The following is a 16,085-nucleotide window of genomic DNA, read 5'->3' as shown; positions in this document are numbered from 1 at the left end:
TGCCAGGACCCGACAAATGGCTGGCGGATGGGCTCCCTCCCGACGTACTGTATCGATACAGAAGGAACTGGATCGATGCAGAGAAGGGAGGGACCTGAACCATGAAAGCGACGTTGCAGACCATCGCCGACGAGCTCGGCGTGTCACGCAGCACGGTGTCCAATGCCTACAGCCGACCGGATCAGCTCTCCCCCGAGCTGCGCGCCAGGATTCTTTCGGCGGCGCAGCGGCTGGGCTACTCGGGGCCGAACCCGACGGCACGCTCGCTGCGCAGCGGCAAGGTCAACGCGATCGGTGTGCTGCTGACCGACAACCTGTCGATGGCCTTCACCGACCCCTATGCGGTGGCCTACCTGCGCGGGCTCGCGGAGGCGGCCTCGGCGAGGGAGACCTCGCTGCTGCTGCTCAACCTGCCCAAGGACGAGGCGGCCGGCCGGCGCGTCATCAGCAACGCCGCCGTCGACGCCTTCTGCCTCTACTGCGTGCCCGACTGGCACTCGGCGCTGGAGCTCGTCCGCTCCCGCGGCGTGCCGGTCGTGATCGGTGAGGACCCGCAGGCGTTCGGGCCGGAGGCGAGCTACGTCGGCATCGACGAGCGCGCGGCGGCCCGGCGGCTGGGCGAGCACATCGTCAACCTCGGCCACCGCGACATCGCGGTGGTGGCGCACTGGATCGTCGACGACGGCGTCACCGGCCAGGTGCACGCCGACCCCGACGACCTGCGCTACTACGTGACCGGCGAGCGGGTCCGCGGCTTCCGCGACGCGTTCCTGGCCGCGGGCGTGCCGTGGGAGCGGGTCGTGCTGATCAACGCGGCGGGCAACCAGCGCGAGGAGGGCGCCGAGGCGGCCGCCCACGCGCTCGACCGGCTCGACCGGTCGACCGCGATCCTCTGCACCTCCGACGTCCTCGCGCTCGGCGTGCTCGACGCGCTGCGGGTGCGAGGGCTGCAGCCCGGCCGGGACGCCTCGGTGACCGGCTTCGACGACATCCCGGAGGCCGACGCCGCCGGGCTCACCACGATCCGCCAGCCCAGCGTCGAGCGCGGGCGGCTGGCGGGCGAGCTCCTGCTCGACCCGCCCGAAGACCCGGCGCTGCGTCGCCTGACGCTGCCCGTATCCCTGGTGGTCAGGTCGACCACCGGACCCAACACTGCCAAGGAGAAGTCATGACCCCGATCGCCCTGATCATGTCGCTGGAGGCCGTCCGCCTGGAGGCGCACTCGGCCATGCCCAACGCCCCCGTCATCGACGACCGTCCCCGCGAGTCGGCGACCATGGGCAAGATGCGCAACTTCACCGCTCGCACGCTGCGCCGCGCGGCCGACCGAGTCGAGCCCACGCCGGCCCTGACCTACGGGTAATTTCGGTAGCTGAACAGAAAGAGCCGGGGCGACTGCCCCGGCTCTTTCGCGTTGCACCCGTGGAACTACGACTGCCGGGCGTAGTCCGGGGCGTCGGACCGGGCGGTGTTGGCGCGGGCGCCGAGACCGATCGAGTCGTAGTCCTGGCGGCTGATACCGCGCAGGATCAGCGCCCAGATGACGCCGATGACCGCGACCGCGCCGTAGGCCGCCGGGAACGCCCACACCGCGGCGTTCTCGGTGCCGGGCGCGAAGCCCAGCAGGCCGCCGAAGTTGTCGACGACGAGCCAGATGATGTACCCGAGCGCCACCGACGACAGGATCGGCGCGATGAGCCGGGACCAGGCACCTTCGCCGCGGGCGTCCTTCAGGAAGTAGAAGATCACCGAGATCGAGGTCGCGAAGACCAGGAACAGCACGCCGACGCCGCCGGAGGTGCCCAGCCAGAAGAACAGGTTGAGCATCGGGTCCCAGCCCTGGACCGCGAAGAGCACGAGGACGACGAGCGCGATCGCGGTCTGGAAGAGCGAGCCGGACGCCGGCGCGCCGGAGCGGGCGCGGGTGCGGCCGAAGAACGCCGGGAGGACCCGCTCACGGCCGAGCGCGAACGCGTAGCGCGCGGTCGTGTTGTGGTAGCTCAGGGCCGCGGCCGCGATGCTGGTGGTCAGCAGGACGAGGCCGAGGTCGGCGGCCCAGCTGCCGCCCTTCTCCGCGAGGGTCGGGAAGAACGGGCCACCGGCCTGGGCGATCTCCGGGGTCTGCGCCAGCGGCACCAGGGCGTCCACGCCGATGCTGACCGCGGCGGCCCAGCTGGTGACGGCGTAGGAGATGACCATGACGGCGAGGCCGAGGAACGTGGCCATCGCCACGGTCCGGTTCTTGCCGCGGGCCTCCTCGGCGAAGACCGGTGCGGCCTCGAAGCCGACGAACGCGGTGACGGCGACGGCGAACGCCGGTCCGGCCGCGTCCTTCAGCGAGCCCCAGGCCCACGGCTCGAGGCTGACGCCACCCTCCGCGGGGTTGCCGAGGAAGATGAAGTCGAAGATCGTCACGGCAATGAGCTCGGCGCCGAGCAGGACCATGAGGACCTTGCTGTTGACGTCGACCCGCAGCAGGCCGAGCACCGCGATGACCAGCCACAGCGCGAGCGCCAGGATCCACCAGTCGATGGTGGCGATGTTCTTCGTCTCGAGGATCATCGAGGCGAAGAAGCCGAACGCGCCGTAGAGGCCGATCTGCAGCAGGTTGTAGGCGAGCAGCGCGACGAGCGCGCCACCGACGCCGAGCGGGCGGCCGAGGCCCTGGGAGATGTAGCTGTAGAACGCGCCGGCGTTGGTGATGTGCCGGGACATGGCGACGTAGCCGAAGCTGAACACCGCCAGGACGACCGCGATGATCACGAAGGCGAGGGGGAAGCCGGTCACGCCGACCCAGCCCCACGCGGATGAGACGAGGGCGCCGACCACCATGAGGGGGGCGGCCGCCGTGAGGGCGAACATGATGACGGATGGCACGCCGAGACGGTCTCGGGCCAGTGCCTGGGATACCACGCTCGGTCGCGCAGGCGACGTTGCGGACATCGGTCCTCCAGGGGGTTGAGGGGGGAAGGGGAGAGGAAAGTCCGCTAGCCGCGCTGCGACAGCACCGCATCGCCGACCGCCGACTCGACCTGGAGGATCAGGTCGCGCAGCGGTGGCGGCAGGGCACTGACCGCCTGTTGAAGTCTTCTGAGGCTGGTCTGGTCCGTGTCCCACAGGACGTGACCGCTGAGTCCGGTCGCGTCGGCCAGTCCGGCGAGGGTGGTGTCGGCGACCCGCATCGGCTCCTGGCCGGTGAGCAGGCGGCGCAGCCGCACCACCCGTCCGGCCGGGAGGTTGATGTCGGTGGACACCCAGCGGGTCGAGGTGCGTAGCAGGCGCCGCACCTGGGTCTGTTCGACCAGCCCGACGCGGGCGAGCCGCTGGCCGACCGCGTCGACCGCGGTCTGGCCGAGGAAGAGCAGCCAGGTGCGGATCTCGCGGTGCTGCGTCTCGGCGATCATGGTGGCGAGGTTGGTGTGCGCCAGGGGGTCTGAGGGAGGCTCGCGGCTGATGACCCTGAGCCGGTCGCCCTCGCAGACGATCCGCTGCTCGAGGACGAGCTCGCCGAGCATCGCACCGGCAAGGCCGAGCTCGACCGCCCGTTGCGAGAGGCGGGAGCGGCCGTCCCGGTCGTCGTGCGCGATCAGGAAGAAGTCATCCGCAAGCAGCATCCGCCCGCACTCCTCGAAGAGGGCAGGGTGAAGGGCGCCACAAACCCCAGCCGGCGCGCACCGTCACCACACTTCCGTCTTCAGCTCAGTTGGTTCTGAAAGATCTCACAGACCCAACGCGAAAGCATGCACTGCGGGACAGGGCTCCGCAACTTACGTAATGAGGAATTGAATGATCAGCATCCAGCAAAGTGATATTGACGGCTGGCTCAGCCAGCCAACGCTACCGAGCGTGACCGGGCGTAATTCGGGTCCAAACGTCGCCCATTCACACCCTGGGTAACATTCGGATCCGTACGGCACGGGCATTGTTGAGCTTTATCCGCTGATGATTGCGGTACAGAAGTCACCCATCGATATCGCGCTGGGTAACCGGCGACGGACACGCCTGCAGGCCGACTCCCACACGGCGCGTAATGGGAGCCGGCCTCATGATGCGGCAAAGGTCAGACGATAGTCTCGGCGGCCTCGTCGACCGCCTCGAGGAGCTCCTCCAGTGCGTAGCCGCCGTCGTGGCGGATGCCGTTGATGAAGAACGTCGGCGTGCCGTTGACCCCGCTGCGGACCCCACCGACGAAGTCGCGCCGCACCCGGTCGAGGTGGACGTGCGCGCCGACCTCGTCGGCGATCTCCTCCGACGGCAGGCCGAGCCGCTCGACCCCGACCATCAGCTGGCGCGGGTTGATGTTGCGCTGGTGCTCGAAGAGCCAGTCGTGCGCCGGCCAGAACTTCCCCCGGGCCGCGGCCGCCTCGGCGACCTCCGCGGCCAGGTCGGCGTAGGGGTGCACGTTGGTGAGGGGGAAGTGCCGGTAGGTGTACCGGACTGTCTCGTGCCGCAGCCGCAGCAGGTCCTGCACGATCGCGTGGGCCATGCCGCAATAGGGACACTGGTAGTCGCCGTACTCGACCAGCGACACCGGACCGTCGGACAGGGTGTGGTCCTCGGCCCCGACCGGCACCACCAGCCGGGCCACGGTCACCTGGAACGGAGTCGTGGTCACAGCACCGGCCGCCGTCCGCTGTCGATGCCTTCGAGGGCGTTGAGGATGCCGTCGGCGCCCGGGTTGACCCCGGGCGGCGAGACCTGGCTCCAGGCCACCATCCCCTCGCCGTCGAGCACGAAGAGGGCCCGCTGGCAGACGCCGCCCTCCTCGTCGTAGACGCCGTAGCGCCGGGCGACCTCGCCTTTAGGCTCGAAGTCCGCCAGCAGGGGGAACGTGATCCCCCGGTCCTCGGCGAACGCCCGGTGCGACCAGACGTTGTCCACGGAGATGCCCAGCACACTGGCGTTGTAGCGTTCGAACTCCGGCATCACCGCCTGGTACAGCGCCATCTGGTCGCCGCACACCGGGCTCCAGTCGGCTGGGTAGAAGGCGAGCACGGTCGGGCGGCCACGGAACTGGGACGTGCCGACCTGCTGGTCGGGTGCGGCGGGCAACTGGAAGTCGGGCGCCCGCTGTCCGGCACGAAGCACCGCCTGGGGCACGGGCTGAGATACAGAACCGCTCATCCCTCAACGGTTCGCCGCGCCGCCGCGGGACGGGTCACTAGGCCGGGGTGACCGTGGTGACCTTGAACGGACTGCCGGTGCACTGCGACTCGAACCCGGGGTCCGGCAGGCCGGTGACCTTGACCCGCTGGCCTGCACGCAGCCCGGCGGCGGGCGGGCCGATCAGAAGCCACACGACCTTGTCCGTGACCAGTTCGACGCAGGCGCCCTCGAGGCGGATCTGGCCGGTGGTGGTGAGGACGGCAAAGTCGTCGGTCGGCTCATGCGGCGCGGTGGTCTTCGGCACCCCGGACGGCAGCGTGGTGAGCACCGAGGCATCGGGGCTGGGCGCGCCCTTCGAACCCGACACCGACGGCGCGGCGGCGGTGGGGCTGACGGAGGGCGGCGCGGCGGCCTTCTCGGCGGACTTGGCGGCACACCCGGAAAGGACGGCGACGGCGAGGAGGAGGCCCAGTGCTCGTTTCATAGCACTTGGACCTCCTCCGGCCGTGCGCGGTTCCGCGCGGTGACGAATCAGCGGCTAGTGCTTCAGCCGGTGATACGGATCTTCACGGTGGTGCCGTTCGTGGAGACAACCTTGATCTTCACACCGTTGTTGGGGACCTTGACACCGTAGTACGTGCTGGTGGCGGGGTCCTCACGGTAGTAGTTCTTGCTGTCGTCGAACGTCGCGACACCGTTCTGACCGCGGACGTAGCTCGCGGTGCTGTTCGCGCCGTAGTGCAGCGTGAACGAGCTGGCCTTGGTCAAGCCGAACGGCGCGTCGTAGCCCTGGATGCGCGGACGCCACGGGGTGCCGTCCAGCTTGTAGATCAGGTCAGGGTGCGCGTCGATCGGCAGGATCAGGCCACCGCCGTGGTGCTGGCTGGTGTTGTTGTCCGAGTAGGAGGTGTCCCAGTAGGTCACCAGGAGCCCCTGCTCGTACGGGAAGTGCTCGACGAGGTCGGGCTTGTCGGCGAACCCGAAGTTGTACGGCCCGGTCTGGAGGTACTGGTCCCAGGACACGTACTGGCGGTTCGACGCGATGTAGAAGTTGTCGAACGCGGTGGTCAGCGTGCTGCCCACGGCGGTGAAGCCGACCGCGGTCCAGCCGTTGGCCCCGGCCTCGGCACCATCGGCGAAGACCGTGGTCGCGCCGTTGGTCACCTTGATGTCGTCGGCGAAGAAGCCCTGGCCGCCGGCGGCACCGTCAGTGAAGTAGTGGAACCGCAGGCCGACCGTCTTGCCCGCGTAGGCGGACAGGTCGAACGTCGCCGGCACGAAGCCCGCGCTGGTCCCGTCGATGCCGTTGCCCTCGGCCGCGGTGGTGATCGAACCCGGGATCGACTTGAAGCCGGTGCCGTCGTCCACCTCGACGTAGGCGTAGTCGCACGCGTCGGGGCCGCAGTCCTCAATGTCCCACGCCGCCTGGAAGCTCAGCGTCGTCGTGCCCGCGGGCACCGTGAGGCTGCGGGTCAGCGAGTTGTTGAGGTTGTCACCGGAGCCGCTCCACCAGGACTTGGTGCCTTCCGGCGGGGCCGGCAGCTGGGTGACGAGCTGCTTCTTCGGCAGCACGACAACGACTGCCTGGGCTTTCTTGCTGTTGTACTCGTGCGGCCCGAGGTCGAGCGTCTTGTTCTGCCCCGCCACGACGATCTCGTAGTCGAGCCAGCCGAGCTGCAGCTTGTCCCACGCACCGAGGTCCGCCGCGCGGTCCGCGATGTTCTGGTCGCCCGGCTTGCTGACCCGGCTCTGCGCCATGATGGTCCACCAGTTGACCGGGTTCTCGGCGTTGCCGCCGGCGCCCGAGGTGTCGTAGTGGTCCGGCAGGCCGAGGTCGTGGCCATACTCGTGCGCGAACACGCTCAGGCCGCCGTTCTCGGGCTGGATCGTGTAGTCACGCACCCACAGACCGGTGGTGCCGATCTGCGTGCCGCCCATCTGGTTGAACGAGGGGCCGCTGGTGAAGTTCTGGAACGCCGCCCAACGGTGGCTCCAGATCGCGTCTTCGCCCTGGTACGGGTCGCCATCGGCCTGGTCGCCACCGGAGTGGACGATCTGGAAGTGGTCGATGTAGCCGTCGGGCTCGTTGAAGTCGCCGTCGCCGTCGTAGTCGAACCGGTCCCACTGGTCGTAGGAGGCGAGGGCGGTCTTGATCTGCGCGTCGGTCTTGCCCTGGGCCTGCTGGCCGGCGACCCACGCGTTGATCGCGTCCTGGATCAGGTTCCAGGTGTTGCTGCAGACGTTGCTGCCACACGGGAAGCCGTTGCTGCGACCGTAGCGGGCCTCGTTGTACGGGACCTTGACCCAGTCGGTCACCAGACCCTCGACGCTGTAGCGACCCGAGGACTGCTTCTCGTAGTACGTCTTCAGTGACTCCGCACCGCTGCCGGTGGCGAAGTACTTGTTGTAGAAGTACTGCTGGCTGAAGTCCTGCTCCCAGACGGTCGAGTTGTCGACCGACCGGTCCGGGGCGGGAATCGCGTTGTGCAGCGGCCCGTCGAACACCACGGGACCCGGAGTGGCGGCACTCGTGTCCTGGTCCGGGTAGCTCGGGTGCCGCTGGTTGCCGAACTCGGCGAGCACGACGAAGATCTTGTCGGTCTTCTCGCGGCTCAGCTCGACGTACTGGTCGACACGGGCCTTCTTGGTCTTGGTGTCGCCACCCTTACCGGTCTGGCCCTTCTGGCCGATCTTGACGACCGTGCTGGATCCACGCTTCTCCGGCGTCGCCTGGCCGCTCAGGATCTGCGAGATCGCGACCTCACGGGATTCGCGCCGCTTGTCCTCCAACGGGTTAGGCAGCTCGTCGGAGGGTGACGCGGCGTCGGCTACGGACGGTCCCCCGGCTGCCGGCACCGCGAATGCAGCACCACCGCCGACGAACACCCCCATACCCGACGCAAGCGTGAGACTCAAAAGTCCCACGGTCAACTTACGCACAGGTACCTCCCTGGTGGGGCGAAAGCACCCAGGCATGATGTCGATGCCTCGATGCACCTGTCGCGAGAGACTAGGTGGTCCCTGTCGCCTGTAAAGATCAACAAGCGGGTATGCACATAGTTGCAAGGGTCAAAGCAAGGGTGAACCCAGCTATTGAGCGCGGTCTCTCAATGCGGCGAGGTCATGGACGATCACGTGCAGTCGTCCGGTCTGGATCCAGCCCTCCTCACGCAGCGTGCGCAACGCCTTCGTGACCGCCTCCCGGGACGATCCGGTCCAGCCCGCGAGCTCGTCCTGCGACAGCGGCAGGCTGATCCGCAGCCCCTCCTCCGTCTGCTCGCCGAAGCGTTCCGCGAGCTCCACGAGGCGTGCCGCGACCCGTCCGGTGGTGTCGTAGGCGCCGAACTCGATCCGCTTGCGGTCCGCGTCCCGGACCCGGCGAATCACCTCGCGCATGAGCAGCATCGAGACGCGGGCGTGGCTCAGCAGGTACCGCTCGAACTCCGGCGTCGGCACGGCGAGCGCGGTCACCGGCTCCAGCGCGGTGACGGTCGCCGACATCGGGCCGCCGTCGACGGCGGAGAACTCGCCGAGCAACGCGCCGGGCCCGCGCACGGCGAGGACCACCTCGGTGCCGGAGGCGGTGTCGGAGGAGACCTTCACCCGGCCGGCCCGCAGGACGATCACCGACTCGGAGCGGCTCGCCTCGCGGTAGATGACCGCGCCGCGCTTCCACTGCCGGCGATGCCCGGCCGCCTCCAGGGCGGCCTGCTCGTCAGCGTTCAAGCGCTCATAGAACTCGGTCACAACGCCAGAGTCTCCACCACATATGCCCGGACTGTCTGTCGGCGACCTTTCACTTCAAGGTCGCCGAGCGGGGTCGCGACCACGTCGCGGAGCGCGTCGTAGGTGGCGCCGCCGATGACGACCTGGCCCGGCTCGGCGATCGTCTGCAGCCGCGCCGCGACGTTGACGGCGTCGCCCATCGCGTTGAAGCCGCGCAGCAGCTCGCTGCCGATGTTGCCGACCAGCGCCGGCCCGGTGTTGGCGCCGACCCGGAAGCGCGGCCAGTCGGGGTGCCCGGTGGCGATCACGCGGACCGCGTCCTGCATCTGCAGGGCGGCCCGGACCGCCCGCGTCTCGTGATCGTCCTGCCGGGCCGGCGCGTTGAACAGCGCCAGCAGCGCGTCGCCGACGAACTGCACGATCGTGCCGCCGTTGTCGAGGATGCAGGGCACCGCGACCCCGTGATACCGGTTGAGCATCTCGACGATCTCGCCCGGCTCGACCGCCTCGGAGAAGGTCGTGAAGCCGCGCAGGTCGGCGAAGAGCGCCGTCACGTCGACCAGCTGCCCGCCGAGCGCGGCCTGGTCGGGGTCCGCGAGCAGGGCCGCCGCGACGTCCGGCGACATGTACTGGCGGAAGAGCGTCGACAGCTCCCCGTACAGGCGCGAGTTCTCCAGGCCGATGGACAGCTGGTTGGCCAGGGTCGCGCGCAGCTCGGGGCGCCCGGTGGCGGGGATGCGCACCCCGCCGGCGACCTTGCCCTTGACCGTCAGCGGCAGCACGTCCGGGCCGGTGACGGCGGGGACACCGCCGGAGACGAGGCCGATCTCGACGTCGCCGAACGACGGCCGGACCGCCTCGACCGCCGAGCGCAGGAACTCCTCCTCGCCGGCGCCGACGCGGGCCTGCTCGCCGACGGTGACGAGGGCGCCGAGCCGGCCGGACAGGTCCCGCTCGGTGAGCAGCGCGGCGGCGGCCCGGTCCAGGACCTCCGCCTGCTTCTCGGTGAGGCCGAAGCGCTCCGCCATCCGCGCCGCGAGCCGCTCCGGGCGGCCCCCCGCCTCCGACTCCTGCAGCGCGGTGACGAGCTCCTCGAGGGCCGTCTCGTACTGCGCCCGGATGCGGCGGGTGGTCTCGGCAACCGCGATGCCGTCGAACAGGCCGGCCGCGCTGCCCTCCCGCCGGTACTGCACGTAGGCGGAGTACCCGACGAACAGGAACGCCGCGGTCAGGATCAGGTGCCACTCCCACCACGACAGCCGCCACTTGTCGGCCAGGGTCACCGCCAGCATCGCCTCGGCGAGCAGCACGAACGCGGTCACCACGGACATCAGCACCACGCCGGGCGCGCGCCGGTACCGCAGGTAGAAGCGCACCGCGGCGATCAGGTACAGCGCGACCGCAACGTACGAGGCGACGACCATCGGCCCCTCGACGTCACGCACCTGGGTCTGCCGGTTGAGCGGCGGCAGGTCCAGCACCGACACGACGATCCAGGCGAACAGCACCAGCCCCAAAGCGGGGCGCAGGGCCAGCTGCCATCGCGTGATGCCGGCCGGCAGTCGCAATGACGACACCAGCGCGAGCACCGAACCGATGATCAGGCCGACCGCCATCGCCATGTCGAAGCCGGCATTGGGGTGCGCGATAAGGACCTTTGGCGTGGCGAGCGCATGCGCGAAAAGGAAACCCGCGCCGGCCAGGAACACCAGCGAGACGAGAAACAATCGCCCGTCCTGGCGGCGGTGCGCGGCGACGCTCATCGCGACGCCGACCGCGACGTTGACCGCGGCAACCGTGATGACCAGCCAGAAGTGGGTGTCGTGGTGCTGCCAGATCCGGTCGGCCCCGGGCCTGGTCAGCAGCAACCACAGACCGGCGAGGGGCAGCGCCAGGTGGGTTGCCCACACGACGACACGAGGCATCGCACGCACCATTCTCTGAGCTGGTCACTTTGGCGACATTGCAGCAGTTGCGTTGTGCGTCTTTGGACGCAGACACCGTACGCCAACCTCGGTCTCATATTCACCGAAGCACCTGACGGGTGCGATCAACTGTGGGAGTTACCGATGAAGTTCAAGGCACCGCTCATCACGCTCGGCGCCGGACTTGTCCTTGCCGGCGTCCTGTACACGCTCAACGTCGACCTCAGCAACGATGTCGCGAAGAACAAGGCGGCGGCGAACCAGACCACGACCGCCGCGGCGCCGGCCACACCGGCCTCCACGCAACCGGGCGCGGACCCGCCGCCGAACACCGCCCCGGCGTCCAGCGCGCCGGTCGGTGACGGCACCGGCAACGCCGGCAAGCAGGGCACGGTCACCTACGCCGGGTCCGTCGACGGCGGCGCGGCGTCGCTCGCCATCGTCGTCAACAACGGCAAGGCGATCGCCTACGTCTGCGACGGCAAGAAGGTCGAGGCGTGGCTCAACGGCACCATGGCCAACGGTCAGATCGACCTGACCGGACCCCAGGGGAACCTGAAGGGCACCTACGGCGGTGGCCAGGTCAAGGGCACCGTCGCCGCCGGCACCAAGTCGTGGGGGTTCACGGTCAAGACCGCGACCGCGCCCTCGGGCCTGTACCGCTCGGCCGCGTCGCTGCGCAGCAAGCTCGACGCCAGCTGGGTCGTCCTGCCGGACGGCAAGCAGGTCGGCGTGCAGAAGAAGAACGGCGAGACCAGTGAGGCTCCGCCGTTCGACGTGAACAGCAAGACCGCCACGGTCGACGGGACCAAGATCCCGATCGAGTCGGGCGACCCCAACGCCAGCTCCGGTTACTGAGAGGAGAGCCGTCACCATGTCCCCGGATGAGACCCAGACCGCTCCGGTCATCCAGCCCACCAACCCCAAGACGGCCGCGACCCTCATCGTGCCGGTGCTGGTCGCCTGCCTCGTCGCCGGTGCCCTCGGCGTCTACGGCAAGCTGCACGAGCCGACCAACCTGGCGGTGAACATCGCGGGCTTCTCCAGCCCGCAGACGGTCAAGGTGTGGCTCGCCACCCTCGCCTTCACGCTCGCGATCGTGCAGCTGTTCACCGCACTCGTCATGTACGGCAAGATCCCGTTGAAGAACGCGTCGTGGCTCGGCGGGGTGCACCGCTGGTCGGGGCGCCTGGCGTTCATCGCGTCAATCCCGGTCGCCCTGCACTGCCTGTACGCCCTGGGCTTCGCGGACTTCGACACCCGGGTGCTCATGCACTCACTGCTCGGCTGCTTCTTCTACGGCACGTTCGCCGCGAAGATGCTGATCCTGGCGAAGAAGGGCGTGCCCGGCTGGGCGCTGCCATTGTTCGGCGGCCTCGTCTTCACCGCACTCTCCGGCCTGTTCGTCACCTCTGCGTTGTGGTTCTTCACCACATTCGGCGTCAAGATCTGAAAGGGAATCGAAGAATCATGAGCAACACGACTCGACGGACCCTGCTGACCGGCGCCGGCGCGATCGGGCTCACCGCCGCCCTCGCGGGCTGCGCGGCCTACGGCGACACCGGCACCGACGCGGCGGAACCGCCCGCGGCGAACGCCGACACCGCAACCGCCGGCGGCGGCGGTGGCGCGACGGGCGCGACGGGCGACGGCGGCGCACCCGCCGGTGGCGGTGGCGGTGGCTTCGCGAAGACCTCCGACATCCCCGTCGGCGGCGGCAAGATCTTCGAAGACCAGAAGATCGTGGTGACCCAGCCGACCGCCGGCCAGTTCAAGTGCTTCACCGCGGTGTGCACGCACGCCGGCTGCGTCGTGGGAGACGTGTCCGGCGGCACGATCAACTGCCCGTGCCACGGCAGCAAGTTCAAGGTCGCGGACGGTTCCGTCGCGAACGGCCCGGCCAGCAAGGCGCTCAAAGCCGTCGCCATCAAGGTGAACGGCGACTCGATCACCAAGGCCTAACTCCCACAGGGTCGGGTGCCCGGGATCCACTCCGGATCCCGGGCACCCGGCTGTCTTCCAGAAGATTTTCTGGATCCGTGTAACCCATTCACGGAGGGGCGGCGTTTATAGAGGTCACTGGCACACCACGGAAGGAATGCCACCCCTCATGAACCGCATCGCCCGGACCTTCGCCGCAGTCGCCTTCGCCACCGGACTGGCCACCGGACTCGCCGCCTGCGAGGGCGGGCAGCCGAGCACCGCACCGACGTCCACGGTCCAGGACAAGGCGCCCCCCGCCGCGACGTCGGCCGCCAAGGGCTTCCCCGGGACCCTCTCGGCGCTCACGTTCGAAAGGGGCAGACCGATCCTGCTGGTGCGCGGCGGCAAGACCATCGCGTTCGGCACCGCCGGGGTCGGGGACAGGGTGCCGCGGCCGTCGTCCGACGGGCAGCACTTGGCCCTGATCAGCAGCCCGGACGCCGGCAACGTCTCCCCCGGCGACCTGGTCGTGGTCGACGCCGGCGGGCAGCGGCACGTGCTGGCGCACAACCTCCCCTGGGGCGGCGGCATCGCGCCGACCTGGATCCCGGACGGCACGGCGGTCATCCATGCCGGCGTCCGCTACGCGGTGCCCGATGGGGCGCACACCACGGCCGGGCTCCCCGCCGAGACCGGCTACCTGGTGTACTCCGTGAGCGGCACCACCCGGGCGTACGCGGGCGGCGAGCAGGGGGTCACGGTCACCGCCGCGGACGGCGGCAAGCGCCGCAGCGTCGACGTCTCCAAGTTCCCCGAGTGCGAAACGGCCTGCCCGTCCGCCGTGCAGGCCGTCTCCGACAGCGGTGACTACGTGGCGCTGGGCCGCGGCAACACGGACCCGGGCCACACCACCAACACCATGCTCGTCGTGGACACCCGCACCGGCGAGCCCGTCGACCTCAGCGCGTACCCCCAGCTCCAGCACGTCTGGTTCACCGCCGCCGGCGGCGCCGTCATCGCCGACGGCAAGGGGCTGCACGTCGTCGACGCCTCGTGGCACGTCACCGGCACATTCCCGGCGCCCACCGCCGGCGAACTCTTCTACAGCGCGTAGGTTCCCGCCGCGATGGAACAGGACGAGCACGACTTCGAGGCCTTCTACCGGTCCCGGACTCCCGCGCTGCTGCGCACGGCGTACCTGCTGACCGGTGACCGGCACCTCGCCGAGGACCTGGTCCAGGATGCCCTGGCCCGCACGCACCGCGCGTGGAAGAAGCTGCGTGACGGGGGCAACCCTGAGGCGTACGCCCGCCAGGTCATGTATCACCTGCAGGTCAGCCGATGGCGCCGCAACCGCGTCCCGGAGTCGCTCCCCGGCGACCTGCCTGAGCGCCGCGACGGCCGTGACCAGGCCGGAGACGCGGCAAACCGGCTGGCGCTGCGACAGGCGCTGCTGACCCTGCCGGCCCGGCAACGCGCGGCCCTGGTGCTGCGCTATTTCGAGGACCACAGCGAGGCGGAGGCCGCCGAACTGCTGGGCTGCCGGGTCGGCACGCTGAAGAGCCACACGGCGCGCGGACTGGCGGCGCTGCGCAAGGCGCTGCCGGACCTGGCGACGGAGGGGATGTTCCGATGAACCTGCACGAGCAGTTCGACGACCTGGCCGACGAGATGACCGGCACCGACCTCGCCGACCTCCGGCACCGGGTGGACCGCACCTCGCGGCGCCTGCGGACCCGACGGACGGTGGCCACGTCCGCGGTCGCGGTGGCGGTGGTGGCGGCGCTGACCGGCGGCGCGACCCTGCTGCAGCTCCAGTCCGAGGACAGGCCGCCGGTCCTGCCGGGGGGTTCGGCGTCCCCGTCGCAGCCGCCGCCGTCGCCGCCGTCCACCGGGGCGTCCACTGGGACGTCCACACCGACCTCCGCACCGGCGTCCACTGTGGACGCGGTCCCGGGTGCGCTGTCGTTCCTCACGCTGAAGGCCGGCAAGCCGATCGAGCTGCGCCGCTACGTCGACGGCACCCTGCAGACGGTCACCTTCGGCACCGCGACCAGCAAGGACGCATACGCGACGCCGTCGCCGGACGGGACCCGCCTGGCGATCAACACCTCACCGGACATGAGCAACATCCACCCGGGTGACCTGGTGGTCGTCACCCCCGGCGGCGCACGGCGCACGGTCGCGCGCAACGTCAACTGGTCCGGCGGCAGCACCGTCGTCTGGACGCCGGACGGCACGACCCTGATCGCCGACGGTGTCCGGTACGACGCCACGACCGGCGCGAGCAGCCCGTTCCCGGACTCGCCGCAGTACCTGGCGTACTCCCCGAGCGGCACGACGATGGCGTACATCTCGCCGACCCAGTACGACGCCATCAAGATCGCGAAGGTGGACGGCACCGCACCGCGGACCGTGTCCGTCACCGGGCTCGCCGAGTGCCAGAACACCGCCGGCTGCCCGACCTCGGTCCAAGCGGTCTCCGACGACGGCCGGTACCTCGCGCTGGGCAACGTCAACAGCGACCCGTCGCACGTGTACAGCACGGTCCTGATCTACGACACGGTGGCCAGGAAGCGGCTGTCGCTCGGCACGTTCGAGCACGTCTGGTTCCGGGGCGATGGCGCCGTGGTGGTCACCGCGACCCAGGTGAAGGTGCTCGACAAGGGACTGAAGGTGGTGCACACCTACCCGGTCCCGGCGCACGACGCCGGCGCCGTCGCCTTCTACCGGCCCTGAGGTTCGGCGCCGAGGAAGTCGAGCAGCGGCCCACCGAACGGGGCCCCGCCGGACCACAGCACCAGGGTCGGGCAGGTCGGTGGGGGCAGCGGAACAGCGTCGATGACGACCAGCCGGTCGATCTTCGTCGGGTGTTCCGCTGCCAGCCGGCCCCCCACGTGCGCGCCCAGGTCGACGCCGACCACGGCGAAGGTGTCGTGCCCCGAGGCGTGCATCAGGGCGAGACAGTCCAGCGCCATCTCGTGCTCGAGCGCCGCCCACGCCTCGTCGCCGGCGCGGCCCGACCCGCCGTAGCCGCGCAGGTCGGGACGCACCACGGTGTGCCTGGCGGCGAGGGTCGCGGCGAGGTCGTCCCAGACGTCCAGGGTGCCGGCGTGGCTGTGCAACAGGAGCACCGGTGGGCCGGTGCCCTCGCGGCGGACGCGCAGCGTCACGTCCCACAGGTCGACCCGGTCCTCGAACATGCCCATTCCATACCCAACTGGCGCCAGATGGCCCTCGCACTCCTCACAAGAGTGAACGACCCCGCGTCAACTTTCGTCGATATAGAGGAAAGTCTGTTGCTTCTGAACGAAAGACGCTACTGTCTGGCGCACATCGATGTCCTCCAGTCGGCGGGAGTCCATCGGGCAGTCCGCTAACAGGAGGTCTGGTGAACCCACCCCA

The 16,085-nt window shown here is 69.7% G+C and carries 17 protein-coding genes; 8 read left to right on the top strand and 9 right to left on the bottom strand.

The window, feature by feature from the left end; translation table 11 throughout:
- The first annotated feature begins 101 nt into the window (after positions 1-101).
- Both AB0K00_RS03495 and AB0K00_RS03490 read left to right on the top strand, forming a co-directional pair.
- Positions 102-1,172: a LacI family DNA-binding transcriptional regulator gene (locus AB0K00_RS03495; RefSeq protein WP_363514533.1), complete on the top strand. Its 1,071-nt coding sequence runs from the start codon at positions 102-104 to the stop codon at positions 1,170-1,172.
- Positions 1,169-1,363 carry a hypothetical protein gene (locus AB0K00_RS03490; RefSeq protein WP_363514530.1) on the top strand — a complete coding sequence of 65 codons (195 nt, stop codon included), beginning with the start codon at positions 1,169-1,171 and terminating at the stop codon, positions 1,361-1,363. The genes AB0K00_RS03495 and AB0K00_RS03490 overlap by 4 nt, the downstream gene beginning before the upstream one ends.
- A 65-nt stretch (positions 1,364-1,428) precedes the next feature.
- On the opposite strand, the gene AB0K00_RS03485 is transcribed toward AB0K00_RS03490, so the two are convergent.
- The 8 genes from AB0K00_RS03485 to AB0K00_RS03450 all read right to left on the bottom strand — a co-directional run bounded on the left by AB0K00_RS03485 (position 1,429) and on the right by AB0K00_RS03450 (position 10,757).
- Positions 1,429-2,877, bottom strand: coding sequence for an APC family permease (locus AB0K00_RS03485; protein ID WP_363514527.1), 1,449 nt, complete (start codon positions 2,875-2,877; stop codon positions 1,429-1,431).
- Positions 2,878-2,987: 110 nt separating this feature from the next.
- Positions 2,988-3,614 carry a GPP34 family phosphoprotein gene (locus AB0K00_RS03480; RefSeq protein ID WP_363514524.1) on the bottom strand — a complete coding sequence of 209 codons (627 nt, stop codon included), beginning with the start codon at positions 3,612-3,614 and terminating at the stop codon, positions 2,988-2,990.
- A 446-nt stretch (positions 3,615-4,060) separates the two neighbouring features.
- Positions 4,061-4,615: a DsbA family protein gene (locus AB0K00_RS03475; protein WP_363514521.1), complete on the bottom strand. Its 555-nt coding sequence runs from the start codon at positions 4,613-4,615 to the stop codon at positions 4,061-4,063.
- Entirely contained in the window at positions 4,612-5,124 is a 513-nt protein-coding gene (locus AB0K00_RS03470) for a peroxiredoxin (protein ID WP_363514518.1), read from the bottom strand. Before AB0K00_RS03470 ends, AB0K00_RS03475 begins: the two co-directional genes overlap by 4 nt.
- Positions 5,125-5,161: 37 nt before the next feature.
- Positions 5,162-5,590 (bottom strand): hypothetical protein, encoded by a 429-nt coding sequence (locus AB0K00_RS03465; protein ID WP_363514515.1) that lies wholly within the window; start codon positions 5,588-5,590, stop codon positions 5,162-5,164.
- Positions 5,591-5,652: 62 nt separating this feature from the next.
- Positions 5,653-7,998 (bottom strand): immune inhibitor A domain-containing protein, encoded by a 2,346-nt coding sequence (locus AB0K00_RS03460; protein WP_363514512.1) that lies wholly within the window; start codon positions 7,996-7,998, stop codon positions 5,653-5,655.
- 198 nt (positions 7,999-8,196) lie between these two features.
- Positions 8,197-8,832, bottom strand: a complete 636-nt coding sequence (locus AB0K00_RS03455) for a Crp/Fnr family transcriptional regulator (RefSeq protein WP_363514509.1) — start codon at positions 8,830-8,832, stop codon at positions 8,197-8,199.
- A gap of 17 nt (positions 8,833-8,849) precedes the next feature.
- A complete protein-coding gene (locus AB0K00_RS03450) occupies positions 8,850-10,757 on the bottom strand; it encodes an adenylate/guanylate cyclase domain-containing protein (RefSeq protein ID WP_363514506.1) in 1,908 nt (635 codons plus the stop codon).
- A gap of 144 nt (positions 10,758-10,901) precedes the next feature.
- On the opposite strand from AB0K00_RS03450, the gene AB0K00_RS03445 reads away from it, so the two are divergent.
- The 6 genes from AB0K00_RS03445 (at position 10,902) to AB0K00_RS03420 (ending at position 15,419) form a co-directional block, all read left to right on the top strand.
- Positions 10,902-11,615, top strand: a complete 714-nt coding sequence (locus tag AB0K00_RS03445) for a hypothetical protein (RefSeq protein ID WP_363514503.1) — start codon at positions 10,902-10,904, stop codon at positions 11,613-11,615.
- Between the two features lie 16 nt (positions 11,616-11,631).
- Positions 11,632-12,210: a DUF6529 family protein gene (locus AB0K00_RS03440; RefSeq protein WP_363514500.1), complete on the top strand. Its 579-nt coding sequence runs from the start codon at positions 11,632-11,634 to the stop codon at positions 12,208-12,210.
- Positions 12,211-12,227: 17 nt separating this feature from the next.
- Entirely contained in the window at positions 12,228-12,719 is a 492-nt protein-coding gene (locus AB0K00_RS03435; protein WP_363514498.1) for a Rieske (2Fe-2S) protein, read from the top strand.
- Positions 12,720-12,867: 148 nt separating this feature from the next.
- Complete coding sequence (locus tag AB0K00_RS03430; RefSeq protein ID WP_363514495.1) at positions 12,868-13,794, top strand: hypothetical protein; 927 nt, start codon at positions 12,868-12,870, stop codon at positions 13,792-13,794.
- Between the two features lie 12 nt (positions 13,795-13,806).
- Positions 13,807-14,316 (top strand): SigE family RNA polymerase sigma factor, encoded by a 510-nt coding sequence (locus tag AB0K00_RS03425; protein ID WP_363514492.1) that lies wholly within the window; start codon positions 13,807-13,809, stop codon positions 14,314-14,316.
- The gene (locus tag AB0K00_RS03420; protein WP_363514489.1) at positions 14,313-15,419 is read left to right on the top strand and encodes a hypothetical protein; all 1,107 of its coding nucleotides are present in this window, start codon (positions 14,313-14,315) and stop codon (positions 15,417-15,419) included. Before AB0K00_RS03425 ends, AB0K00_RS03420 begins: the two co-directional genes overlap by 4 nt.
- Here the strand turns inward: AB0K00_RS03420 and AB0K00_RS03415 are convergent.
- Complete coding sequence (locus AB0K00_RS03415) at positions 15,407-15,883, bottom strand: alpha/beta fold hydrolase (protein ID WP_363514486.1); 477 nt, start codon at positions 15,881-15,883, stop codon at positions 15,407-15,409. The genes AB0K00_RS03420 and AB0K00_RS03415 overlap by 13 nt on opposite strands.
- Positions 15,884-16,085: the final 202 nt, after the last annotated feature.

The sequence above is a fragment of the Dactylosporangium sp. NPDC049525 genome (genome assembly GCF_040676755.1).
Lineage (GTDB): Bacteria > Actinomycetota > Actinomycetes > Mycobacteriales > Micromonosporaceae > Dactylosporangium.
Note: the sequence above shows the minus strand (reverse complement) of the source record. Positions and strands in the feature narration are given on the sequence as shown.

Bases quoted from the DNA above. Each gene is read 5' to 3' on its own strand.
- AB0K00_RS03495 (WP_363514533.1), top strand. From the start codon at position 102: ATGAAAGCGACGTTGCAGACCATCGCCGACGAGCTCGGCGTGTCACGC.
- AB0K00_RS03490 (WP_363514530.1), top strand. From the start codon at position 1,169: ATGACCCCGATCGCCCTGATCATGTCGCTGGAGGCCGTCCGCCTGGAG.
- AB0K00_RS03480 (WP_363514524.1), bottom strand. From the start codon at position 3,614: ATGCTGCTTGCGGATGACTTCTTCCTGATCGCGCACGACGACCGGGAC.
- AB0K00_RS03470 (WP_363514518.1), bottom strand. From the start codon at position 5,124: ATGAGCGGTTCTGTATCTCAGCCCGTGCCCCAGGCGGTGCTTCGTGCC.
- AB0K00_RS03465 (WP_363514515.1), bottom strand. From the start codon at position 5,590: ATGAAACGAGCACTGGGCCTCCTCCTCGCCGTCGCCGTCCTTTCCGGG.
- AB0K00_RS03460 (WP_363514512.1), bottom strand. From the start codon at position 7,998: ATGGGGGTGTTCGTCGGCGGTGGTGCTGCATTCGCGGTGCCGGCAGCC.
- AB0K00_RS03450 (WP_363514506.1), bottom strand. From the start codon at position 10,757: ATGCCTCGTGTCGTCGTGTGGGCAACCCACCTGGCGCTGCCCCTCGCC.
- AB0K00_RS03445 (WP_363514503.1), top strand. From the start codon at position 10,902: ATGAAGTTCAAGGCACCGCTCATCACGCTCGGCGCCGGACTTGTCCTT.
- AB0K00_RS03440 (WP_363514500.1), top strand. From the start codon at position 11,632: ATGTCCCCGGATGAGACCCAGACCGCTCCGGTCATCCAGCCCACCAAC.
- AB0K00_RS03435 (WP_363514498.1), top strand. From the start codon at position 12,228: ATGAGCAACACGACTCGACGGACCCTGCTGACCGGCGCCGGCGCGATC.
- AB0K00_RS03430 (WP_363514495.1), top strand. From the start codon at position 12,868: ATGAACCGCATCGCCCGGACCTTCGCCGCAGTCGCCTTCGCCACCGGA.
- AB0K00_RS03425 (WP_363514492.1), top strand. From the start codon at position 13,807: ATGGAACAGGACGAGCACGACTTCGAGGCCTTCTACCGGTCCCGGACT.
- AB0K00_RS03420 (WP_363514489.1), top strand. From the start codon at position 14,313: ATGAACCTGCACGAGCAGTTCGACGACCTGGCCGACGAGATGACCGGC.
- AB0K00_RS03415 (WP_363514486.1), bottom strand. From the start codon at position 15,883: ATGTTCGAGGACCGGGTCGACCTGTGGGACGTGACGCTGCGCGTCCGC.